Origin of the sequence: Rheinheimera sp. WS51, from assembly GCF_050936095.1 — a bacterium.
Classification (GTDB): Bacteria; Pseudomonadota; Gammaproteobacteria; order Enterobacterales; family Alteromonadaceae; genus Alishewanella.
The window spans coordinates 75,104-98,115 of record NZ_JBOTRC010000005.1; the positions used below are offsets into that span (position 1 = coordinate 75,104).

19 protein-coding genes are annotated in these 23,012 nt (G+C 41.0%); 11 read left to right on the top strand and 8 right to left on the bottom strand.

Annotation, left to right across the window (positions count from 1 at the left end):
- Positions 1 to 109 precede the first annotated feature (109 nt).
- From ACRCA4_RS08290 to ACRCA4_RS08330, 9 genes are all read left to right on the top strand, one after another.
- Positions 110 to 1,684: an AbgT family transporter gene (locus ACRCA4_RS08290; protein WP_433186797.1), complete on the top strand. Its 1,575-nt coding sequence runs from the start codon at positions 110 to 112 to the stop codon at positions 1,682 to 1,684.
- A 129-nt stretch (positions 1,685 to 1,813) separates the two neighbouring features.
- Complete coding sequence (gene rsmE, locus ACRCA4_RS08295) at positions 1,814 to 2,542, top strand: 16S rRNA (uracil(1498)-N(3))-methyltransferase (protein ID WP_433186800.1); 729 nt, start codon at positions 1,814 to 1,816, stop codon at positions 2,540 to 2,542.
- A gap of 9 nt (positions 2,543 to 2,551) precedes the next feature.
- Entirely contained in the window at positions 2,552 to 3,505 is a 954-nt protein-coding gene (gshB, locus tag ACRCA4_RS08300; RefSeq protein WP_433186802.1) for a glutathione synthase, read from the top strand.
- A gap of 40 nt (positions 3,506 to 3,545) precedes the next feature.
- Complete coding sequence (locus ACRCA4_RS08305; protein ID WP_433186805.1) at positions 3,546 to 4,103, top strand: YqgE/AlgH family protein; 558 nt, start codon at positions 3,546 to 3,548, stop codon at positions 4,101 to 4,103.
- Positions 4,103 to 4,528: a Holliday junction resolvase RuvX gene (gene ruvX, locus ACRCA4_RS08310; RefSeq protein WP_433186807.1), complete on the top strand. Its 426-nt coding sequence runs from the start codon at positions 4,103 to 4,105 to the stop codon at positions 4,526 to 4,528. The genes ACRCA4_RS08305 and ruvX overlap by 1 nt, the downstream gene beginning before the upstream one ends.
- Entirely contained in the window at positions 4,506 to 4,745 is a 240-nt protein-coding gene (locus ACRCA4_RS08315; RefSeq protein ID WP_433186810.1) for a DUF1653 domain-containing protein, read from the top strand. The genes ruvX and ACRCA4_RS08315 overlap by 23 nt, the downstream gene beginning before the upstream one ends.
- A 132-nt stretch (positions 4,746 to 4,877) precedes the next feature.
- Positions 4,878 to 5,126, top strand: a complete 249-nt coding sequence (locus ACRCA4_RS08320; RefSeq protein WP_433186813.1) for a superinfection immunity protein — start codon at positions 4,878 to 4,880, stop codon at positions 5,124 to 5,126.
- Between the two features lie 57 nt (positions 5,127 to 5,183).
- The gene (locus ACRCA4_RS08325; RefSeq protein ID WP_433186816.1) at positions 5,184 to 6,296 is read left to right on the top strand and encodes a sensor histidine kinase; all 1,113 of its coding nucleotides are present in this window, start codon (positions 5,184 to 5,186) and stop codon (positions 6,294 to 6,296) included.
- The gene (locus tag ACRCA4_RS08330; RefSeq protein ID WP_433187032.1) at positions 6,289 to 7,002 is read left to right on the top strand and encodes a LytR/AlgR family response regulator transcription factor; all 714 of its coding nucleotides are present in this window, start codon (positions 6,289 to 6,291) and stop codon (positions 7,000 to 7,002) included. The genes ACRCA4_RS08325 and ACRCA4_RS08330 overlap by 8 nt, the downstream gene beginning before the upstream one ends.
- A gap of 131 nt (positions 7,003 to 7,133) precedes the next feature.
- On the opposite strand, the gene ACRCA4_RS08335 is transcribed toward ACRCA4_RS08330, so the two are convergent.
- From ACRCA4_RS08335 to ACRCA4_RS08350, 4 genes are all read right to left on the bottom strand, one after another.
- Positions 7,134 to 7,691, bottom strand: coding sequence for a hypothetical protein (locus ACRCA4_RS08335; protein WP_433186819.1), 558 nt, complete (start codon positions 7,689 to 7,691; stop codon positions 7,134 to 7,136).
- 6 nt (positions 7,692 to 7,697) lie between these two features.
- The gene (locus tag ACRCA4_RS08340; RefSeq protein ID WP_433186822.1) at positions 7,698 to 8,396 is read right to left on the bottom strand and encodes a hypothetical protein; all 699 of its coding nucleotides are present in this window, start codon (positions 8,394 to 8,396) and stop codon (positions 7,698 to 7,700) included.
- Positions 8,397 to 8,454: 58 nt separating this feature from the next.
- Positions 8,455 to 9,066 carry a DUF2589 domain-containing protein gene (locus ACRCA4_RS08345; RefSeq protein WP_433186825.1) on the bottom strand — a complete coding sequence of 204 codons (612 nt, stop codon included), beginning with the start codon at positions 9,064 to 9,066 and terminating at the stop codon, positions 8,455 to 8,457.
- A gap of 291 nt (positions 9,067 to 9,357) precedes the next feature.
- On the bottom strand, positions 9,358 to 10,224 hold the full coding sequence (locus ACRCA4_RS08350) for a tRNA/rRNA methyltransferase (RefSeq protein WP_433186828.1): 867 nt from the start codon (positions 10,222 to 10,224) through the stop codon (positions 9,358 to 9,360).
- A 140-nt stretch (positions 10,225 to 10,364) separates the two neighbouring features.
- On the opposite strand from ACRCA4_RS08350, the gene ACRCA4_RS08355 reads away from it, so the two are divergent.
- A complete protein-coding gene (locus ACRCA4_RS08355) occupies positions 10,365 to 11,201 on the top strand; it encodes a 23S rRNA (adenine(2030)-N(6))-methyltransferase RlmJ (RefSeq protein WP_433186831.1) in 837 nt (278 codons plus the stop codon).
- Between the two features lie 38 nt (positions 11,202 to 11,239).
- On the opposite strand, the gene ACRCA4_RS08360 is transcribed toward ACRCA4_RS08355, so the two are convergent.
- The 3 genes from ACRCA4_RS08360 to ACRCA4_RS08370 form a co-directional block, all read right to left on the bottom strand.
- A complete protein-coding gene (locus ACRCA4_RS08360; RefSeq protein WP_433186834.1) occupies positions 11,240 to 11,785 on the bottom strand; it encodes a hydrolase in 546 nt (181 codons plus the stop codon).
- Positions 11,786 to 11,898: 113 nt separating this feature from the next.
- Positions 11,899 to 14,265, bottom strand: coding sequence for a penicillin-binding protein 1C (gene pbpC, locus ACRCA4_RS08365; protein ID WP_433186837.1), 2,367 nt, complete (start codon positions 14,263 to 14,265; stop codon positions 11,899 to 11,901).
- Positions 14,266 to 14,293: 28 nt separating this feature from the next.
- Positions 14,294 to 20,182, bottom strand: coding sequence for an alpha-2-macroglobulin (locus tag ACRCA4_RS08370; protein WP_433186840.1), 5,889 nt, complete (start codon positions 20,180 to 20,182; stop codon positions 14,294 to 14,296).
- A gap of 341 nt (positions 20,183 to 20,523) precedes the next feature.
- Here ACRCA4_RS08370 and ACRCA4_RS08375 point away from each other — a divergent pair, with 341 nt between their 5' ends.
- A complete protein-coding gene (locus ACRCA4_RS08375) occupies positions 20,524 to 21,171 on the top strand; it encodes an energy-coupling factor ABC transporter permease (protein ID WP_433186843.1) in 648 nt (215 codons plus the stop codon).
- A 101-nt stretch (positions 21,172 to 21,272) separates the two neighbouring features.
- On the opposite strand, the gene ACRCA4_RS08380 is transcribed toward ACRCA4_RS08375, so the two are convergent.
- Positions 21,273 to 22,982, bottom strand: coding sequence for a dipeptidyl-peptidase 3 family protein (locus ACRCA4_RS08380; RefSeq protein ID WP_433186846.1), 1,710 nt, complete (start codon positions 22,980 to 22,982; stop codon positions 21,273 to 21,275).
- Positions 22,983 to 23,012: the final 30 nt, after the last annotated feature.

A 23,012-nucleotide genomic window follows, 5' to 3' on the forward strand; every position in this document is an offset into this window, starting at 1 on the left:
GTTATTAAACTTTCCACACTTTTGTGTATGATATTGGCCAAATTACTGCTGACGCTAGATACCACAGCATTAGCTACTAATTATAATTAAAACAAGAAAAGGAACAGTTATGTCGCAACAAGCCGAAACAGCTAAGAAAACTGGCTGGCTTAACCGAGCGCTAAACACCATTGAAGTTGTTGGCAATAAACTCCCCGATCCCGCTATGTTATTCGCATTATTAATGGTTGCGGTTTGGGTTGCATCATGGGCGCTATCAGGTGTCAGTTTTAGCGAGGTCAACCCTCGTACAGGCGAAGCTATTGTTATCAATAATTTATTAGCTGCCAGTTCACTTACTGACTTTATGGCTAATATGGTAAAAACCTTTGTTGGCTTCCCTCCTTTAGGTGTTGTTTTAGTGGCCATGTTAGGCTTAGGTGTTGCAGAATATACCGGTTATATCAATGCAGGCTTGCGCTCAATTTTGTCAGTTACGCCTAAAGTCCTATTAACGCCGGTTTTAGTTGCCGTAGGTATTTTAAGTCACATTGCCGTTGATGCTGGTTATGTTTTAGTTATTCCTCTTGGTGCGGTTATCTTCTATGCCGCGGGTCGTCACCCACTTGCTGGTATTGCTGCCGCTTTTGCCGGTGTATCAGGCGGCTTTTCAGCTACCTTCTTTTTACCATCAAGCCTTGACCCATTATTATCTGGCTTAACCCAAGCATCAGCACATTTATCTGCTGATCCTGCAGCAGCCAACTTAGTCATTAACCCGCTAAATAACTACTTTTTCACCACAGCATCCACTGTATTAATTGTTGCTATCGGTTGGATATTAACCGATAAATTTATTGAGCCTAGATTAAAAGCAACTCAAGTAGACGGTGATCCTGAAGAATTACCTACTATGGATCCATTACAGGCTAACGAAAGAAAAGGTTTGCGCTGGGCTACTTTTGCAATGGTATTAAGTGGTGTTTTACTTGTTGTTTCAGCTATGCCTGAAACTTCAGCTTGGCGCTCACCGGTAAATGGCCTTTTAACCGACTCTTCAGCGCCATTAATGCAATCTATTGTGGGTATTATCTTTGTATTCTTCTTAATTCCAGGTGTCGTGTATGGTTATGTAGCCGGAACAGCGAATAATCACCGCGATATTATTCAAGGGATGAGCAAAGCAATGAGCGGCATGGGTTATTACATCGTAATGGCTTTCTTCTGTGCTCAGTTTATTTATGCTTTTGGTCAATCAAACCTAGGTGCTTTAGTTGCTATTAAAGGTGCTAATACCTTACAACAAATGGCATTACCTATGGGCTTCACTTTAGTAGGCATCGTATTTTTATCGGGTTTTATTAATTTGCTTGTTGGCTCAGCCTCTGCAAAATGGGCGTTAATTGGGGCCATTATGGTGCCTATGCTTATGGAACTTGGCGTATCACCAGATTTAACCCAAGCCGCTTATCGTGTGGGTGATTCATCTACTAATATTATTACGCCGTTGTTGCCTTACTTCCCTTTAATTGTAGTTTTCTGTCAAAAGTACGTTAAAGCCAGCGGTATAGGTACTTTAATCGCCTTAATGCTACCTTTCTCTATTGCCATGTTAGTGTTATGGACAGCATTCCTACTTGGCTTTTGGGCCTTAGATATTCCGCTAGGTATTGGCTCTAGCTACACTTACCCTGTTACGCCATAATGGTATAAGTATTTTTATACTTTTACATTAAGTTATAAAATAAGCCCTGCTATTGCAGGGCTTATTTTATCTACCACTGTAGGACCTTGCCTGCTACTATTTAGCTATTTATTATAACGAAGTAAAACTATGCGCATTCCTCGTATTTATCACAGCTCTAGTATCCCCCTGAATCAGTCTTTTAATTTAGACGATGAAGCGGCTAATCATGTTGGTCGTGTATTACGCATGCCCATTGATAGTGAACTCATTCTATTTAATGGTGATGGATTTAACTACCCTGCCACAATAACAGCGGCGGATAAAAAACGGGTTAACGTTATTGCACAAAAACAACTAGAGAATCCAGTTGAGTCGTCATTAAACATTCATCTAGGCCAAGCCATTTCTCGTGGCGATAGAATGGATTTCGCTATCCAAAAGGCTGTTGAATTGGGTGTAGCAGAAATTACTCCTTTATTTACAGAGCGCTGTGGCGTAAAACTAGAAGGAGAACGTTTACTAAAGCGCACCCAACAGTGGCAAAAAATAGTTATCTCAGCTTGTGAGCAAAGTGGCCGCAGCATAGTGCCTATTGTTCATCCTGCCGTTTCATTAACTAGCTGGCTAGCACAAGACACACAAGAATTAAAATTAACCTTGCATCCTAGAGCTAAAGACACCATTAAGACCTTAGCAGCCGTAAAAGATATACGTTTAGTTATAGGCCCAGAAGGCGGCTTTACTGATGAAGAAATAGCCCTAACCACCCAAGCTGACTTTAAGAGCATTTTATTAGGGCCACGCATTTTACGCACCGAAACAGCTGCATTAGTTACTATTAGCGCCTTGCAGCTGCAATTTGGCGACCTAGCATAAGGAAAAGACATGAGCAAAACCATCAAACTGGGTATCGTTATGGACCCAATTAGCAATATTAATATTAAAAAAGACTCCAGCTTTGCCATGCTATTACAAGCCCAAGCGCGTGGCTATGAACTACATTATATGGAAATGACCGACTTGTATTTGTTAGCAGGAGAAGCCCGTGCCAGCACTAAGTTACTAAGTATAAAAGAAGATCCAGCTGATTGGTTTCAATTTGGCAGCTGCCAAGACATTGCTCTAGGTGAGCTTGATGTTATTTTAATGCGTAAAGATCCGCCATTTGATTCTGAATTTTTATATAGCACCTATATATTACAACGCGCTGAAGATGCTGGCTGTTTAATTGTTAATAAACCGCAAAGCTTACGTGATGCCAACGAAAAGCTCTATACCAGCTGGTTTAGCCAGTTTACGCCTAAAACCTTAGTTACCAGTGATGCGAATAGATTAAAAGCATTTTACCAAGCTGAGCAAGATGTCATTTTAAAGCCATTAGATGGTATGGGTGGTGCTTCAATATTTCGCTTAAAACCTAATGATGCCAATGTTAGCGTTATTATTGAAACACTAACTGAACATGGCAAGCGGTATGCCATGGCGCAAAAGTTTATTCCAGAAATTAGCCAAGGTGATAAGCGAATATTAGTGGTTAACGGCAAACCCGTGCCATACTGTTTAGCACGCATTCCTGCCAGCGGCGAAACTCGCGGTAACTTAGCAGCTGGCGGTCGTGGTGAAGCAAGACCTTTATCAGAATCTGATTGGGAAATTGCCAATGCTATTGCCCCCACATTAAAAGAAAAAGGCTTAATATTTGTCGGTTTAGATGTCATTGGTAATAAGTTAACTGAAATCAACGTAACAAGCCCTACCTGTATTAGAGAAATTGAAGCCGCCTATCCAGTGAGTATTACAGGCATGTTATTTGATGAAATTGAACAGCTCTTGGCATAAAACAAGCGCTTGAATTACACAATATAAATAAGAGGTGCGTATGCAGAATTATCAGAACCATTTTCTGATCGCCATGCCATCAATGGACGATCCACGTTTTAAACGTAGCGTAACCTATATTTGTGAGCACAATGACCAAGGTGCTATGGGCATTGTAATTAATCATCCATTAGACGTTAAAGTAGCAGACTTACTTAAACAATTAGATATTGAATTTGATAGTGAAAGTCCTGCTGCTAACGCTTATGTTTGTGCCGGTGGCCCAGTGCAACATGATCGCGGCTTTGTGCTGCATACTGCAAAAGAAGGCTATAGCAGCAGCATGAATTTAACAGACAACTTAATGGTAACAACATCAAAAGATATTTTAATAGACTTAACTACCGATAAAGCCCCTGAGAAGTTTATTTTAGCTTTAGGTTTTGCCGGTTGGGCAGAAGGCCAATTAGAACAAGAAATGGCCGATAATGCATGGTTAGTGATCCCCGCGGATCCTAGTATTATCTTTGATTTAAGCCATGCTGAAAAATGGCAATCTGCTACTGCTAAAATAGGCATTCAACCTTGGCAACTCACTAATGAAGCAGGTCATGCTTAATGAATGCACGAACCATTTTATGTTTTGATTACGGCACCAAAAGTATTGGTGTGGCAGTAGGACAAGAGCTCACGGGAACAGCAGCGTTACTCAGTGCTTTAAAAGCGCAAGACGGCACACCAGACTGGGTTAAATTAGAGCAAGTCATCAAGGAATGGCAACCCGATTTGTTATTAATTGGTTTACCCTTGAATATGGACGGCACTGAGCAGCCTTTTACAGCGCGTTGTCGTAAGTTCGCAAACCGATTACATGGTCGCTTTGGTTTGCCTGTTAGCCTACATGACGAACGTCTAACTACAACAGAAGCGCGCAGCCAATTGTTTTCTGAGGGTGGCTATCGCAATTTAACTAAGGATAAAGTCGATAGCTTATCGGCAAAAATAATTTTTGAGAGTTGGTATGAACAACAAAGCCCCCATTGAGCCAGGTTATTATCAGCATTACAAAGGGGGCTATTACCAAGTAATCGACTGTGCTAAACACAGCGAAACCGAAGAATGGCTAGTTATTTACCGGCCTTTATATGGTAAAGCCACACTTTGGGCTAGACCCCTTACTATGTTTTGTGAAAATGTAGAAATTGCCGGCGAACTATTGCCTCGTTTTCTCTATATAGGCCAAACTAACCCCACAGAATAAACCAAAGCCACCGGCTTTAAGGCCGGTTTTGCCCTTTTATCACCGTTTTTAACCGTTAATCACTATTTGTCCCAGTCTACCATTTTCTAGATATATGCTTGTTATGTTACCAACCAATAACAGGACAATATTATGTTTGAACAAACTGAATTTTTACATCAATTAAACCAAGTAAACCCATTATTTTGGATTGGCTTTATTCCATTATTATTGGTTATTTACTTTATCCCTACTATTATTGCTAGTTTTCGTAACCGAGCAAATATAGGCAAAATATTTATTGCCAATATACCGGCTGGTTTTTCTTGGATTGCTTGGTTTGCCTTAATTGTTTGGGCTTTCACTGGTAAGCAGAAAAAATCTACTGACCAACCAACATAATAGAAGGTAAACTGTGTTTATTCCGGCTGCAATTAAGCAAAGCTTACTCAACTTACTATGACAAGATTACGTCAACTACAACAGCAAATTGCTCTTAGCCAGTGCAGTCGCGCCTATCTATGGGCGCAACTGGCAACCTTATTGGTCTATTTACTTTACTTTATGGGCTATACCATCCCTTTTGTTAATGCAGGACAAACTGGGTTGCTCATAACCTTTGTAGCTAAGTATATAGTTGATGCAGCCAGTTTTATCCTACTTAGCCATATCTTATTAAGACCGCAGCTTAAACAGTTACAGCGGCATGGATTCAATTTTAAATCCTTACTCTGCTTTGCTTTACTATTATTGTTTGCAGCTACTCTACAGGCAATATTAAGCTATCTATTAAGCCAGCTTGAGCTACTAAAAAGTACAGATATGAGCCTACTTACCGTTAACGATCCTGCTAAAGACTCCGCCTTTCAAATGACATTCACAACCAGTTTTATATTGCTAAGCTATAGCATGATGTTTGCTGGTATGTATCTGGTTTGGACTTTCGCCTACGTTTTATGGCACAACTGGCAAGCAAAGCGTCTTATGCAGCAACAAATGCAGCAAGCACAACTACAACAGCTTACTAATCAGCTTAGCCCTCATTTTTTATTTAATGCTTTCAACAGTATTAGAGCTTTAATTTTTGAAGATCAAGATAAAGCCGCAGACACAGTCACGCGGTTATCTGAGCTTTTTCGTTTCCATTTACAGGCCCATTTACAACCAGAGTCTAGTTTGGAACAAGAATGGCAATTAACCGAGCAATATCTTGCCATAGAACAAGTGCGGCTAGAGCAGCGCTTGCAGCTTCAGATAAGCCTTGCACCAGAGCTGCTGCAGCAACAATTGCCTACTCTTAGCTTACTTACACTAGTAGAAAATGCGATTAAACATGGCATAGCGCCTAATAGCGCACCAGGGCAGCTGATAATCAACTGCGCTAAAACCAAGCAAGGCTGGTATTTATCAGTTACAAATACCACTTTAAGTGCCACAACACAGGCTGGCACTAATACTGGCTTAGCTAACTTGCGCCAACGTTTGCAACTTATGTATGCTTCTAAAGCCCGGCTATTGCTTCAGCATAATTACAACCACTTTAGCGCTAGGATCGAGTTTGAATATGTATAAATGTTTACTGGTTGATGATGAACGATTAGCCCGAAGCGAATTAAAACGGCTATTAAAAGTCCATCCACAATGTCAGATTATTGCAGAAGCCCAAACCGGTGAAGAAGCCTTGCAATGCCTAGCTGATAACCAAATTGACTTAGTGTTTCTTGATATTCAAATGCCAGGATTAACTGGACTACAACTCGCCGTCCATATTCCAGCCCAGACTCAGTTTATTTTTTGTACAGCTTTTAATAGCTTCGCACTAGACGCCTTTGAGCTTAACGCTGTTGATTATTTATTAAAGCCAATAACATCAGAGCGGCTGGCTAAAGCAATCCAAAAACTACGACCAACTGACCAGAGCGCTTGTCCGCACTACTTAGCAGAGCAGCATGGTATTTTACTCAAATTTGGTGAAAAACAACGAGTTGTAAAGCTAAATGAAATTAACCGCTTTGAAAGCATAGGCAACCACGCGGCAGTATATACACCTTATGGTAAAAGCTTTATACATAGCTCATTGGCAAAAATAGAAAAGAAGCTCGATCCACAGTTTTTCTTTAAAGCCAGTCGTGCAGATATTGTCCGTATAGCAGCAATTAGCCATATTGAGCCTGCTATGGCTGAGGGGAGTTTATTGGCTGTGTTAGAGGATGGCCAACAGGTTGACGTAAGTCGTCGACAAGCTGTTTTACTAAAGCAACAATTTAGTTTGCTATAAGCATCTAATAAGTAATTACACCTTTGATTAAATAGCCTATAGCTTGCTTATACAGCTATATCTAAGTCTTTATAGGTTACTTACTGCTAAGCAAGCTATATAGTATTGTAACAAGCCCTCTAAATATCAGGCTAAGCCTGAAAATCAGCTAAGTTAATTTCTTCAGCCAACAATAAAAGGATGTCTTGTTGTGACAACCAAGTGCGCAATTGTACCGCACCTGACTTTAACTGATCATGCTGACCTATTAACAACCAAAGCTGCATTACAAGGCCATCTAACTGGCCAGAGCCATCATAATGCACTGCTTTGCTTTGCGCGATGATGCTTAATAAATGTCGAGCTAATTCGCGGCTTTGTTCTAATTTTTGTTCAAACGGCAACAGCGCTTGTTGTAAGCATGACTGCACAGGATATAACATCTCTACAGCTTGCTTTAGCTGCTGCTTGCGCAAACTTCCTCGATAATCGTCATGATAGACTGGCAATAGCAGCTTACTGCGGTATCCAGCTAATTCAGCTGCACTGACTAAGCCATAACTACTCAATAGCTCTTCTGCGCGGTTTAACCATGACATTAGCTCAGTTAATGCTGTTGGCTGCTTCACTTCAAACAAAGCAACCATAGCAGGGTAACTTAGCAGTAGCTGCTTTAGTTGTGCTACTAGATGCACTGTAGATTTTTGCATAAAACCTTATTCCGGTAATAGATTACGACTAATGTCACCATGAGCATTTTCAGATTGCTGCCATTCCATGCCATCTTCGGTAATCTTTAATTTTATATAGATTAGACTCTCAGGCTTTTCTTCACGTAATTTATGCGACTCAGCAATCACATTAAGGTTTTCCAGCACATTCTTTTGGCTTACCACCTTAATTTCTTGCTCTGCTACCTTAATCAAACGTTCCATCATCTGCTCAGGATTAAATTTAGGTGATTTCTTAATTAAATTATGCTTTTCAGCCAAATGAAATAAATAGTCTACCGTTTGATGGCTAAATTCTTTAACTGAAGACAAGTTTTGATTAATTCGTAATGATTGCTCTAAAGTTTGCGAGTAACGCGCGATCTGAGAGCGTAGATCCTTAGACGCTTCTACGGGTAAGCTGGTACGCCCTAACCCATTAGTTAATTCCCGATACACTAGACTATTAAATTTAGTATTATCTATTGGCTGAAATTCAGTTTCCATTTTTTCAGATAAGGTATCCATCGCTACTGGTATGGTTAGCTCTACATCAGACACCCGCATACGAGGTACTGCAAAATGCTTGAGTAAATCGTGCTTAGCGTACTCTTCGGCCACTTTCACAGTTTGAATATCAGCCATAACTCTTGCATTAGTAATACTGCTAATAATTCCGCCAATATACTCATTTAACTTTGCCATAAATTACTTCCCTAAAAAGGCTGGCCGCATTACAGCCAGCACGTTAACGTCCATTTTATTAGGCACTTACAATGCTGTCTTCTAGCATGGTTAGAATACGATCTAATCCTGGTGGAATTTCATCATTTAACGCGGTAACTTTGACTCCAAGGTTATAGGTTTTTTCAACACTCACCCCCCGCGCCGATGAGCGTTTATAGGATGCAGAAGCTTTAAAGTTAACAATTTTATAGTTAATCCCTAACTCTGCACTTGCTGCAAACTCACTCGAAACATTAGACGTTTCAGTGGAAGTTAGCTTGGCATTAAAATCAATGCTGATTTCTTCAATTCGTAACGCGGGAATAGTAAGCATGGTAAGAAACGGAACTTTAATGGATACATCGGTAGAGTTAAATTGCGTGGCAACATCTGTATCTGAAGGTAAACCTTCATCTGCTAGCTGATCCGCCGTTTTACCAAAGTGCGGATTAGGTGTTGATTTCGCAAAGTCAAAATCAACATAACGTAGCGCTTTACCGCCGGAACCATCGTCTTCAAAACCAACTTCCTGAATAAAGCTTACTTGTGACATAGAGGCAGCATGCTGCGCTTGCACAGCAGCTTGTAATGGCCCGCCTATATAAACACTAAAATCTAAACTATTAAGTTCCTGCACAAGATTCGGCATAATTATCTCTCCGTGTTTTATACACCTACTCTGTTTAGGCTTTTCGGTTTCCGCCGACATCAACGCTAATGGCTTAACAATCAACCTTTGTCCAATTAATCTTTAGCCAAAAAGCATTAATAACAGCCTAGACACTAAGTAGTCTATTGCCAGTTTAAGCGGGTCAAACGAAGGGATTAATTAGTGATAAAAAAGTTATAAATAGCCGATAAGTATAAAAAAGAGACTAAGACGAGCTAAACCTTAGTCTAAACACTTGGAAAGAAGATAATTTAGTTAAAAAATAATAAGTTACTTTTGTTGTTGCCGATACCATTCGCCAATAATTAAACTTGCAGCAACACTGACATTTAACGATTCCACATTGCCGCTACCCGGTATTTGCACAGCTACATCAGCCGTTTTAGCAACACTTTTTGAAACCCCAAACATTTCTTCACCAAAAACCACCACTACCTTTTCTGGCAAAGGCGTCTTATAAAGTGATACACCATTATGGCTCGAGGTTGTCACTAAGGTATAACCTGCTTGCTTACATAGTTGTAGGCTTAATGCCAAACTATCGCAAGACAACCCTGCTATAAATTCACCACCACCTTCTGCCGTTCTTAAAGCCGCCCCTGACTGCAATAACTCAGGTTGCTGCATTATTATGCCGCTAACACCAAAATGAGCACAGCTACGGCTAATGGCGCCTAAATTATGCGGGTTGCCTACTCCATCTAAAGCGAGCAAACAGTCAGATTTAGCTGTTTGTTGTTGCAAATAACTCGCGAGCTCTTGGCTTGGCTTACGTTTCACCAATAACACTATGCCACCGTGATGCGCGCTAGCCGCAATTTTCTCCAATTCATGATCTTCAACAATATGATACGCTTTTTTCTGCTTAGCCATAAACTTCATAACATCGGCGAATTTAGCAACTTGCTCAGAGTTTAAATATAAACGAATTATACTCTCAGGCCGTTGCTGAAATAACACCCGACAAGCATTTTCACCATAAACTTTAGTTTCATGCTGGCTCTGTTTTGCTGGTTTAACCTGTGCTGAAGCCGCCCGCTTAGCCTTAGGTTGCATCCAAGGCTTTTGCAGTGGATTTTTTGCAGCCCTTGCTGCTGGACGACGAGTTTTATTCGGTTTACTGCGATGCTCAGACATGTTCTTCCTACTATAATCATCAAATGACAATACCATTGTCGCTAATTTTACCAGCTGTGTAACAACAATACTTGTAATTTTGCCTCTTGCCAGTAAGCTGTCGCCTTTAAATTCATTTTTTATAAATACAGATCTTAATTATGCTCAGTTATCGTCATAGTTACCATGCAGGGAATCACGCTGATGTGATTAAACATCTAGTACAAGTTGCTATTATTGATTACCTACTAAAAAAAAATAAACCCTTTTGTTATCACGATAGCCATGCTGGTGCAGGCTTATATAGCCTAGACTCTGAACAAGCATTAAAAACGGCTGAATATGAAACGGGTATAGGCAAATTATGGCATCATCAGCCCATCAGCCCTGCTGTGCAAAGTTATCTTCAAGTTGTAAAAAGCTTAAATAGCGATAATGATTTAAGTTTTTACCCAGGCTCACCAAAAATAGCTGAACTTATGCTGCGGCCAAGCGATAGCATCCAAGCCACAGAACTGCACCCAACCGACTTTCCAATACTCGCCAGCCAATTTCATCGTCGCCGTTATACACGTATTGAAAAACAAGATGCTTGGGCCGGTTTTAAAGCCATGTTACCGCCGCTTCATAAACGTGGTTTAGTTTTGATTGATCCACCTTATGAATTAAAGCATGAATATGAAGATCTAGTAGCCGGCTTACAGTTGGCCTACCAACGCTTCCCACAAGCAACTTATGCCATTTGGTATCCGGTAATTGAGCGCAGTACAGTAGAAGCCTTTATTGCCGAGCTTGTCGCTACGGGAATTAAGAACCAATTACGTATTGAATTATGCCCAATAAGCGACAGTCAGGGCTTTGGTATGACCGGTAGTGGTATGTTAGTTATAAACCCACCCTACACCTTAGCCGACACTATGCGCCAAGCACTTAGCGAGATCCAGCCCTTAGTTGCACCTGATGGCGACTGGCAAGTGCATCAGTTGGTATTAGAATAAGCACATAGTAAGTGGTACCCGTAAGCTTTTAAGTAAAGTTAAACAATCCAGCCTTTACTTATATGCCGAAAGCTATCGGTACCACTGCATTTTAACCATTCAAAAGCTACCATCTCTTTACTAATAATCTGGGCACCTTGTTGCTGCATTCGATTAAGCGCTAACTGTTTATTTTCCGCAGTACGAGAGCCTACCGCTTCTGTCACTACATAAACTTGATAATTATCAGCCAACAAATCCAGCACCGTTTGCAATACACAAACATGAGCCTCAGTACCCATAACCACAATTTGCTTGCGTTCAGTTGCCGCAATCGCCTTAGCAATATGCGGCTCTTTAAGTGCACTGAAATGCATTTTATGCAACATTTGCGGCTCAGGTATTAACTCTGCAATTGAGGCTAAAGTAGAACCTAAACCTTTGGGATACTGCTCAGTGCCCCACACAGGCACATCAAGCTGCAAGGCAACTTGTAACACCCAAGCCGCTGCTTGCTCTACTGTTTTTGTTTGATCAATTGCGGGGGCTAATTTTTGTTGCATATCAATTAACAATACTAAACTCTTTTCCGACTGCAAAAGCATAATGCCACCTATTTAACTAGTTAAAAACAAGGCTTAAAATCATTAAAACAAACAACGCCAACTTAAGAAAACAAGTATAAAACTAGCACTAAAAACTCAAACACTAAAAAAGCCTACTCAGCGAGCTGAATTATTCGACTATCAACACCGCCTAAATCATCCACTACACGTAACAGATAGCGCCCAGCATCGGCTGACCAAAAGAAGGTTTCTTCTGGCTTAACACTCGCCAAATAACGATTATTAACAAACCAATGAGCCTGGCTTACATCACCATCAAAACTGGCTTGTAGGGCAATTTTTCGCTGCTCTGGGTTTTGGCCTAGCTGATACACTAAATTTGCTTGTGGCGAGCGGATCTGTGGCATGGTATGAATTAAGGTAGTCATCTGACTACAATTATGCTGATACGCAGGGGGTTGGCGCAAAATAATGCCTGCATTAATAAAGCTTTGGCCAATATCTGATGGCCAGAATTCATACACCTCTAATGTAGTTTTACCAGGCTGGTGATAACAAGCCCGTTTGCCCGTATCTAAATAAATAGGTACAGCTCTGTGCACATTAGATAGCTTTATCGGTGACACCCCAGGGATAAACCAGCCTTGTTCGGTTTGCGGGCAATACTTATTAGGCAGGTCACCACTGCGTTGACACAAGGCTACTTGGCGCAGGTTTAGCTCGGCTGCTGCTGTAAATAAGTCAGTATTATCTTGCGTAGACACATTAAGTAAATTAAGGATCTGAAAAAACAGCGGCCCTGCCGCCGAGCGACCAATTAGGTTTGGATTACTTTCACCATTAAAGTTGCCAAGCCATACCGCCAGCACATAATCACCGCTTAAGCCAACAGCCCAAGCATCTCTAAACGCATAGGAGGTGCCCGTTTTCCAAGCAACATCAGTCGTTGCAATTAATTTTGATAATAAAACCGATTGCGGTCTAGCGTGTTGGCGCAGCATATCTAGGGTTAAAAAAGCAGCTTCTGCAGATAATAGCTGTTGAGCTGGATTGGCTTGTTCAGCAGCTTGCGCTTGCCAAGTTAGATTCGCCCACTGCCCTTTATTACCTAGCGCAGCATAAAGCTGCACCAATTGCTGCATGCTAATTTCCATACCGCCTAAGGCTAAAGCTAAACCATAATAATCTGCTGGCTGAGGCAAATTAACACCACCTTGTTTTAGCCATTGATAAAAATTGGGGTGCTGTAGTTGGGATTGTAAATGCACAGCCGGTAAATTACGGCTATTAACCAGTGCCGTTGTCGCATCAATAGGACCTGCAAATTGCTGATCAAAATTCTCAGGATTAAAGCTGCCATAGCGTCTTGGCAAATCTATTAATAAAGAATGTGGATGAATAATTCCCTGCTCCATTGCTAACCCATAAATAAAGGGCTTTAAAGCAGAGCCTGGTGAGCGTAGCGCGGTTACACCATCTACCTGACCTTGAATAGCTTCATTATAAAAGTCCGCAGAGCCTATCCACGAGACAACTTGTAAACTACTGCGTTTTATTAATAAAACACTGGCGTTGTTTAAGCCCTTAGTTTGTTTTTGCTGTAAATAACTGGTTACTAAACGCGATATTTTTTGCTGAGTACTGAGCGCTAAACTGGTATATAAGCGCCCCTTAGTTCCAGTGGTCGCGGCTAAATAATTAATAAAGTGAGGCGCATAATAAGGCAGTTCGCTGCGTTTTTTATAGTGTAGCGGCATATTAAGCAGGCTTTTAACCGACGCCAGATTTATACTTTTTTGCTCTAACCAAATTGCTGATAAGCGTTGTCTAGCTTGCTCTAAATGCTGTCTGCCACTTTGAGTTTCAGGGTTACGTTGGCTAGGATTCTGCGGCATCACAGCTAAGGCAATCGATTCGGGTAAACTTAAATACTTAGCTTCTTTACCAAAATAAATTAAACTAGCCGCAGCTACACCTTCCACATTTCCGGCATAAGGGGCGTAATTAAAGTAAGCTTCTAGTAGCTCATCTTTAGTAAAGTGCCGCTCTAAATACAGTGCATAAGCTATTTGTTGGAATTTACCTAACCACGTATTGGATTTTAATTTAAAGCGCAATCGCGCTAATTGCATGCTGATGGTTGAGGCGCCTTGACGACGGCCACCTTGAATAACGCTTTGCCATATCGCCCTCACTACGGCGCTAACGTCTAGGCCGTAATGCTGATAAAAGTTACGATCTTCATACAATAACGTCGCTTGTTGTAATCTAGGAGCAATTTCAGCTAAGGAAATACGCAAACGATAACGCTGATCTTCCGCTAAGCGTAAACTTAATAAGTTACCTTTTGCATCAAAATACGCGCTGGCTTGCTGATAATTACGATACAAATCTGGCTTAGGTGATACAAGCAAGCCGATAAAAACAAGCAAAGTGCATAAAAGCATAAAAGCCGCTAATAGTTTAACCCGCCTTTTAGTTCGATAAAGGCGGGTTGAATACGGCCGTTGATTAACCATAGCAGATCTCTTTTGCTTTAAATTACTCTCACTTAGGCTTACTCACCGTAAATTCTGATGCCACTGAGTGCGCATTAACAGTAAGATCATACATTGACTCGGCATACACAGCTGGCACGACAAAGTTGCCTGCAGCTGTTACTTTAACTTTATAATTTAGTTCAGTGCTTTGTGGGCCAAAACTTGCGTAGTACACAATGCGATCTTCCCTAACATCAACATAATCAGCCTGCCAAGGCCCTGCTTCCCTAGGTAGAGAGCTTCGTATTACGCTAAAACCAGCCGGTAATAAATCAATAACGGCCACGTTGCTATGCCATTGCTTGTTAGTACTGCGGATCCGTAGGCGAACGGTTAACTCGTCACCTTGTTTGGCTGTATTTACTTTATTACCTTTTGCATCTAAGTAATCACGAACAACCTCTAACCCATTTCGACTCGCTTCAGTGGGTAATTTATCAGGGTAGCCCGCCTCGTTTAAGGCATAAAAAACGGCTGAATTAGACTCAATTAATAGCTTATTAGCTGCAACAGAGAAGTTAACTTTAGGGAGAGCGGTTTTATTATCGGCTACATTAATAGGTTGTTTTTTATCGGCAATATACTGATAGAAAGCCAAACTTGGTGACTCAAGATCAGCTTGCATCTGGCTATAAGCAGACAACGCTAATACCGCATAAGCAGAGCTAATTGTATTATAGTTACCATCAAACATTGGCTGAACTAATGTTAATACCGCTGTACCGTCTAGTTGTTGGGCTTTTTCTAAGAAGTGCTCAGCCAGTAAGTAAATATACTGGGCATCTAAACTTAATTGTGATTGAAAAGCCGCATTAGCAAAATGTGCTGACGCTATTCTGCTTTGGCTAGCACTAGAGTGCATTTGCTGTTCAAAGGCAGAGCGTTTGCCTAAACGGTATTGGTCTATTAACCCCTTGGCAATATCTTGCTTTTGCAATAGTTGATAGCTTGCAGCCATATAGACAGCGGTAATATCAGACTGCCAAGCTTGTTTATGCTGTTTCTCTAAGCGTTCGTGTAATTCAACCAAATAATTGCTGGTTACCTGACCACTGCGCGTTAATAAATATATTGCATTGGCTCTTAGTCTAGCTTGGTATAAATTTGCGCCTTTATAGCGGGCTAAGGTTGTTAAATATTCTAGCCCTTGCTCTAGCATATAATATGGCACAGCTAAACCTTGCTCACGTGCGGCAATTAAAAAGTGCATAGTATACACACTAGGAGCATCAGCACTTACTTGCTGACCTGGCCAAAAATTAAAGCCACCATCATATTGCTGCCGCTCGGCAAGTTTATCTATTAATACAGCAAATTTTTGTTGTAATTCTGGTAACTGGTTTTGATAAGCGGGTTGCTGCACTAGCCCTATCCAAGGGAACACTTGTGACACAATCTGCTCAGTACAGCCATGAGGGTACTGGCTTAAATAGTCACTAAAGCTTTCAGCTAATACTAGTGGATCTGCCGAAGCTGTCGCCGACATAGCGGTAAGCTCAGGGTGCCACTGCGCACTAGGCGATACAGTTACCTGCCCCGACTTTGCATAACCTGCTGTAATGGTATTTTTGTAATCTGTCGCTGGGCGAATACTTAAACTGATATCACGCTCTGTTTGCTCAACTAGGCTGCCTTTTTCATAGCGGGCAGTAAAGGTAAGTGTTGCTTCACCTAAATGGTTTAAGACTTTTACTCTAAACCTAGCACTCGCTTCGCTGCCTTGGCCAATGATCAGCTTATGTTGATTATCACCAATTATCTGCAATGCTTCTGGTGCACTTAATGATACGGTCACTGGTGCTTGCGGCCCTGAGCCTTTAATGCCATTTGCCACAGAAACACTGACATCAAATTCGTCACCTGGCGCTGCACTAGTTAATACATCTGGCGTAACAACAAAGGGGCCTCGCACCAATAAATCTTGACTTGTTTTGCCTAAAGTAGCGTCACCTACAGCGACCGCCATTAACTTAATATTGCCGCTAAAGCTTTGTGGTAAAGTCACTTCGGCTTGGTTTGTTTTTTGATCAGCTTTTAATACCCCTAACCAAAAGACTCCAGGCTGTTCAACACGACGGGCAAAGGGGTTTAAATTTTTGTCCATCATCACCCGGCTGCCTGTAACCATTATGCTCTCAACATCGCCACCAATACCTGCCAAGTGCCGACGTAATAGCTTAAACTCAGGGAGTAATAAATCAAGGATCTGCATACTACGCACTTGTAATGCGCGTTTTTTTAGATAATGAGCCAGCGGATCAGGCAGTTTGTAATCGGCAACCTGTAAAATCCCCTCATCAACGCCAAAAATAAGAATGTCAGCTGGCTGTGAGGTTTTATACTCAATATTAAAAGCTTTACCCGGCCTGACTTCCTTAGGTGCTTTTAAACTAATGTCTAACACTCGGCTACTGCGGTCAATATTAAAGGGCACAACAGCATAGCTTAACGGGCTAACAAATAACTCTTCAGAATCTAACGCTCTGACATAGCTAACATTAATATAGGCATTACCCTCTAAGTGCTTAGGTAGTTGTATGCGTTGAATAGAGCTTGTCGTCTCAGCGGTAAACCAACTAAACGCATGTACTTTTTCTGATTCAATAGTAATTAAACCGCTACCGGTATAAGGCGCAGTGATATTCATCTCAATCCACTCACCGGCTTTATAATCAGTTTTATCAAGCTTAACGCTAAGAGTGGCATTTTTTTCTAGCATCGCTTGGCTATTACCCGCAGCGATAACGCTAAAGCTTAATTTAGTGAGTAATTGCTGCTTTGCATCGACTAACTGTAACTCATAATCACCTGCGTTATCGGTTGGCAGTAAATAGTGGCTACCTTGCTTAGCAATGTTATAAGGCGTTTCGCTAACTAATTCACGTTGTTCAATACTCTGATATTGATAAGTGCCATCGTTTTGCTTAACTAAGCTAGACACGGCCCGCTTAACGATCAGTTTTAGCGCAAGATCTGGCAGTGACTGCTGTACTAACTGATTATTAATGGCAATAAAATCGACTTTACGTGCTTGTTGTTTCTTTAGGTAATTTAAATCACCATCGGCTTTGTAACCCACGAGCTGCGACAAGGGTGATATGAGTGCTGTTTGCATAAGTTGCACACTGCGGCCACCACCAGAGTCAAAGCCTTCTGCCTCAAACACTAAGCGATAAGTACCGCCACTATACTGTTCTAGTGGCAAGCTAAAGTTAGCTTGGCCATTCGCATCCGTTTCTTGATCAACTAAATTTTCTTGAATTCGCTCTCTTGCTGAATCTGACTGTTGTAAAGAAACAAATTTAAAATCTGGAAATTCCTCAAAATTAAAACGGCTAGGTACAAGCTCAAACTTAGCGCTGACTAGGCGTTGCTGAGCAGGTGTGCCAAATAAGTTATCTAACTGGATCTGTGCAACTAAATCATTGGGTGATAGCCAGCCTTTAGCATCTTGATTAAAGGTATTGGTAATTTTCAATCTGTCTGGCACAAACTCTTCAAGCTGAAAACTAGCAGAGCCTAAGTAACGCTTAATACTGCCATTTTTGTCTAATAACCTAACTGAAACCGAGTAACGACCAGTATCACTACTTGCCTCACTCTCTACATTAAAACTATGTAAACCTCTTCCTGATAAGGTAAAAGTTTTTTGCCAAAACGTATTGCCGCGAGGTCCTTCAACTAATACCTTAAGTGGCAACTTACTGGCTTGAGCAACTGCCATATCCGCTTGGCGAATAATGGCGGCCAGTTTAATTTGTTCTCCTGGTCTATAAATACCACGATCGCTGAAGATATAAGCATTAAGTGCATCCGGCTCTACCGCATCATAATAATCACCAGAGGTATTAAACTTAGAGTAATCAAGCTGGTTGCTATAGCGTTGATACGGAATAAAGCTGCTATCAGTAATACCATCGCGCTCTTGGGTGACTAAATACACTACCGGCTCACGCTCACGATTAAAATGCTGGCTGCTAGCAAAGCTAACCTGACCTTGGTTATCGGTTTTATCGCTATATAGCGCAACACCATTTTTACCGAGTAATTCAACCTTAGCATTCGCGACCGGTTTACCCGTGGCAACAGACATTACAAAGACCTGCTGGCTGGAGTCTGCATTGTGCTTAACTAACAAACCTAAGTCGGTAACCAAAACCATACGTTTATCAAGGGTACTTTGGTAACGATCAGGTCGTTTTGGATCAAATGCCGTTAATTCAATAATAAAGAGCCCCATACCACTTTTGTCTAAATAAGGTTTCAGTGGCAAGGCTAGATAATTTGCTTGCTTTGGATCACTCGCTGCTAAGGTAAATGTTTTTTCGAAAACGGCAGTGATATTTTCATAGTTAAAGTTATAACTTTCAAAATAAGGTTGGCTAATATCACCATTTGTTTGGCTAATATAATGATTCAACTGCTTAGGTAACAATTTATGTAGTTTAACTTTCACCCCAGGTAAACCACGGCTTAATAGCTGCAAGGTTTGCTCGCCACTTAACGACAATACAGCGCCTTCACCAATAATTTTTGCCTGCTTAGGATACGAGGGTGCCGACTGTATAGAGCGAAACTCATTAGCTAAACGAAATTCTGCAACCGACGCTAAGCCTGCGGGTAGTTGAACAAATACATCTTGGCCCTCGGGTAAATCTAATTTAATACTAAACTGGCTAGCGTGCGGCTCAGGTGTGGCCATTAACTGCCACTGTAACGCTTTGGCTTGGCTTAAAACGGTGGCATTAATCTCACTTGTCATCCAATTACCTGAGCGACGTTTAGGGTGCTTAGGTAATGTATAAAGTTTTAGTTTCTCGGTTAATTCTGCTCGGGCTATTCTATCGGTGAACTCGAGCATCAGCACTTGCTCGGGCTCTTGCTCTGGGTTAGTCACAATTTCAAATGTCGCCTGCGCTACCTTTAAAAAACTCCCTTGATCAGGCACTAGTAACTGCTCTGAAATGCCGACTTTAGTTTTAGTGGCATTTTGTTCTGGTCGTTGTGCTAGCACACCCGGTTTAAGGTTAACGGTTAAATACTGCTCATGCTCGGGTAAGGTTAATGCCGCAGATTGTATGTAAACTTCACGGCCAGTTTTATCGATGGTTAGGCTATAGTCTAGTGCCTGCGCTTTTGCCGTCTTATCAGCACCATCTTCACGCATTGTTAAGCTTAATAGCGAGTTAATACTTTCTATTTCTACCGGATGGCTAAACAAAAGTGTCCCGACAATATGACGTTGCTTAAGTTGCTCAGGATGTTGATAAAAACGCAAGTTTTCCAGCGCAACGGTTAGCTCAGCTGATGAAAAATCATATTGGCTATGCTTTAATTTTATATCAGGGGCAAAAATGGCTTTATCAAGACTCACTGTATAGTGTTGCCCCGCGGGCCAGGCTTTATTTGGGGTAAAACTTAAGGTGTTATCATCTTGCCATAGCCACTTACCACTAATGTTTGGTGTTATTGTTACCCCTGCGGTTAGCACTTCACCAATTAAGTCGAGTTTTGCAGCTGAAACATTTGAGCTAGGTACCCGCGGCATTATATCTGGAGATAATTCCGTTATATCTTGATTTGAATTTGATAACTGTTGCGGCGACTTTTCATAAGAAAACTGAAGCGTCAGGCTGCTGGGCTGCTCTATGTCGTTATCATAATAGCCTATCTCTGGAGGGCTAACCTTAGCAACAAGCTGTAACGGCTTGGGCAGCTGGTTGTAATAATAAGCGGCAGCAACAAGGCCACTAATAAACAACAAAAGGAGTATTGTAATAGACCAAAATCGGCCAGGCTGTTGTTGAGCAGAGCGCTGTAATCGCAAACACCAAGGTGGAGCTATCCAGTTAACTGAACCAAAAAGCTTTGTGAAAATTGATGATGATCCAGACATAACCTATCCTTAGTTTCGAAAACAGCAACGATATAGCGCAACAATATTAGCTTATAAAGGTTAATGGTAAATGAATTTTATGCTATTGAAATTGCATAACAATGACAACCTTAACTAAAGCTTTATTGGTTAATTCATAAATTACCTAACAAAACAAAGTCAATTAGTACTAAAATAGCGAAATAACATATTAGTCTATTTTACGGCAGGCCTAATATAATACATAGCTTAACCCTTTATCTGCTCTAGTTTTAACCACTATACCATTGCAGCCTGATTACTTGAAACTTGCTAGAGCCCAAGTGGTCTGTATTCAATTATTAACCCATCGGAGAAAACAAATGACAATGTGGCAGCTAAGCGGCTGGGGATTATGGCTTATTATTGCTATCCGCTTCTTCCCTCGTGAGTTTTGGCCAAAACTTAAGTCTGAACCTAGTTATCAACATCTGGTGTTTTCATCGATACTGAGTTTAAGCATTTTATGGAGCATTAATGCGGGCATAATTAATGGCTTAAATATCCACTTTTTATTGTTAACCACCCTAGTGCTAAGCCATGGCTGGCGTATTGCCATGTTACTCTGTGTCTTAATTAGCTTGGCTTTAATTGTATTTCAACGCATACCTTTAGCTGATGCCGGCCTTTTTGCCTTAACAACCTTTATCATACCTGGGCTTTTTAGCTATCTGCTGTTTTTAGCCAGTTATCGCTATTTAACTCGGCACTTATTTGTTTATATTTTCATCGCTGGATTTATAGGCGCGGCTTTAACAATAGCCCTACATATGCTGTTAGTTTCATTGTGGTTTTATGCAGAAGGCCGTTTTACATGGGATATTATCTACGATAACTACTTAAGGCTTTCTATTCTCACCTGGTTTCCTGAAGCCCTACTCAATGGCAGTGCCATCACCTTAATGGCAATTTATAAACCTCACTGGCTGCGTACTTTTTATGATCGAGAATACTTATCACCTGAACGATAAAATGAATACCACTAATAACGCTAACAAGAGTGGCTAAAAAGCTAAGCTAAAATAAAAAAGGCGTGAATCAACACGCCTTTTTACAAAACTAGCAGCAAGGATTATAAACCTAGCACGTCTTTACCTTGATTAAAGTCGATATCAACAGGGATATTCACTGTGGCTAAACGTGCTAAGTCTTTAGCAAGTTGTGGTTTAATTACCCCTTTATCAGCAACTAAAGACGCCACGCCGTCATAATTACCATCGCCTTGCAAGGTTAGAATTAATTCAGATAACGAGGCCATAGCCAACTGCATTTTTGGGTAGTCTACTTGATAAGTGCCATCATTATTACGGACAAAGGCCCCTTGCTCGGCAAAGTAGTTGAAGCGGATCATATTCGCTTTACCATGAGCACTTGATGCACCAAAGCGCACAGAGCGGAAGATCCCCGCCATAAAGGTTGTATAGTAGTCTTCCAACTGACCTTCACTTAACATGCCCTGTTTATGCAATTGGGTGATCATATACAAACCTAAAATATCGGCTTTGCCTTCCTCTAAAGCAGAAGCGTGTTCTTTTAAGGCTTGGCGCACTGTGCCGTTATCATTAATGGTATTTTTAATGCCTAGGCCATGGGCAACTTCATGGAACATAGTATTATTAAAAAAGGCATTAAACGTTACATGCTGGCGCTGCTCTGGCGCAATCAGCAGTTCAGTTATAGGCAACATAATATGCTCAAACTTAGCCTGCATAGCATTTTTTAGCTGTAAGCGCCGCGTGCCCTTTTCTAATTGCACTTGCTCATCATTAGGTAAATTAATTGCAATGGTTTTAGAGCCAGCATTAGCATGACCAGCATAATAAACAACATCATAAGCATTTAAATCGGCATCACTGCCTGGCACTTCTGATTTATATTTTGCATCTACAGGTAAGCCTTTTTGTAATGCAGGTAAAGTCGCTGCGTATTTAGCCAGTTTTTCGCTCCAACTTTGATCTTTAACTAACACATAAGCTTCAAAGGCGGTGCGATAACCGTATAGCTGATCTTCATAATTTTCTATAGGCCCAATCACAACATCTATTGGATTATTTTTCATATCCATCCATGCTAAATCTGAAGCTTGGTAGTTGTCAGTTAATAAGGCTTGAGCTCTTAGAGTTAAATAATGAGCAAACTCTTTATCTTCAGCTAAAGCTGCAGCTTGAGTTAATAACTTAGCCGCTTTTTTAAGCTCTGAAGCATAGTATTTTGAGTAGGGTATGCTAACTAAATTACCTTGGCCATCACGCTGCACTATTGAATATAAACCGGTTTTATCGGCAAAGTTTGCCATATCAAATTCAGTTTTGGATAAGTCGCTAGGATAAAACTCTGCACCTAAGGCTTTGTCAGCATAACCACTAAGAAAAGGGGCATCGCCTTTGAGCCTATCCCAAGGGCCATAGTTAATTTCGGCAAAATCACGCACTTTACCTTGTGGTAATTTGGCTAAAAATTCAGCTTTCGGCTCGCCAAAAGCTTGTTGCCAAAATAAGTCATCCATTACTTTGGCCGCATCAATAAGTAAAGCCAGCATTTTATGTTGATTAGCCGAAAGACCTGATAAATCTGCGGTTAAATCTACTGGATAATAAATATCTAAGCGGGATTTAAATTCAGGAATTAAGTTAACGCTGCTTTGTTCAGCTGCCGAGGAGTCTACCGTGCTTTGGCTAGCATCTTGAGGAATCGTATTTTCTGGGCTTAAGTTATCTGAGCAGGCCGAAATAGATAAGGCTCCGGCGATAAACAAGGCGCTAAGTACTGAATTAATATGCATAAATAAACCTGTATGATTAAAAGAGAAATT

What these genes read in the sequence shown, in the direction of transcription:
- ACRCA4_RS08290 (WP_433186797.1), top strand. Translation starts at nt 110, where the DNA reads ATGTCGCAACAAGCCGAAACAGCTAAGAAAACTGGCTGGCTTAACCGA.
- rsmE (WP_433186800.1), top strand. Translation starts at nt 1,814, where the DNA reads ATGCGCATTCCTCGTATTTATCACAGCTCTAGTATCCCCCTGAATCAG.
- gshB (WP_433186802.1), top strand. Translation starts at nt 2,552, where the DNA reads ATGAGCAAAACCATCAAACTGGGTATCGTTATGGACCCAATTAGCAAT.
- ACRCA4_RS08305 (WP_433186805.1), top strand. Translation starts at nt 3,546, where the DNA reads ATGCAGAATTATCAGAACCATTTTCTGATCGCCATGCCATCAATGGAC.
- ruvX (WP_433186807.1), top strand. Translation starts at nt 4,103, where the DNA reads ATGAATGCACGAACCATTTTATGTTTTGATTACGGCACCAAAAGTATT.
- ACRCA4_RS08315 (WP_433186810.1), top strand. Translation starts at nt 4,506, where the DNA reads ATGAACAACAAAGCCCCCATTGAGCCAGGTTATTATCAGCATTACAAA.
- ACRCA4_RS08320 (WP_433186813.1), top strand. Translation starts at nt 4,878, where the DNA reads ATGTTTGAACAAACTGAATTTTTACATCAATTAAACCAAGTAAACCCA.
- ACRCA4_RS08325 (WP_433186816.1), top strand. Translation starts at nt 5,184, where the DNA reads ATGACAAGATTACGTCAACTACAACAGCAAATTGCTCTTAGCCAGTGC.
- ACRCA4_RS08330 (WP_433187032.1), top strand. Translation starts at nt 6,289, where the DNA reads ATGTATAAATGTTTACTGGTTGATGATGAACGATTAGCCCGAAGCGAA.
- ACRCA4_RS08335 (WP_433186819.1), bottom strand. Translation starts at nt 7,691, where the DNA reads ATGCAAAAATCTACAGTGCATCTAGTAGCACAACTAAAGCAGCTACTG.
- ACRCA4_RS08340 (WP_433186822.1), bottom strand. Translation starts at nt 8,396, where the DNA reads ATGGCAAAGTTAAATGAGTATATTGGCGGAATTATTAGCAGTATTACT.
- ACRCA4_RS08345 (WP_433186825.1), bottom strand. Translation starts at nt 9,066, where the DNA reads ATGCCGAATCTTGTGCAGGAACTTAATAGTTTAGATTTTAGTGTTTAT.
- ACRCA4_RS08350 (WP_433186828.1), bottom strand. Translation starts at nt 10,224, where the DNA reads ATGTCTGAGCATCGCAGTAAACCGAATAAAACTCGTCGTCCAGCAGCA.
- ACRCA4_RS08355 (WP_433186831.1), top strand. Translation starts at nt 10,365, where the DNA reads ATGCTCAGTTATCGTCATAGTTACCATGCAGGGAATCACGCTGATGTG.
- ACRCA4_RS08360 (WP_433186834.1), bottom strand. Translation starts at nt 11,785, where the DNA reads ATGCTTTTGCAGTCGGAAAAGAGTTTAGTATTGTTAATTGATATGCAA.
- pbpC (WP_433186837.1), bottom strand. Translation starts at nt 14,265, where the DNA reads ATGGTTAATCAACGGCCGTATTCAACCCGCCTTTATCGAACTAAAAGG.
- ACRCA4_RS08370 (WP_433186840.1), bottom strand. Translation starts at nt 20,182, where the DNA reads ATGTCTGGATCATCATCAATTTTCACAAAGCTTTTTGGTTCAGTTAAC.
- ACRCA4_RS08375 (WP_433186843.1), top strand. Translation starts at nt 20,524, where the DNA reads ATGACAATGTGGCAGCTAAGCGGCTGGGGATTATGGCTTATTATTGCT.
- ACRCA4_RS08380 (WP_433186846.1), bottom strand. Translation starts at nt 22,982, where the DNA reads ATGCATATTAATTCAGTACTTAGCGCCTTGTTTATCGCCGGAGCCTTA.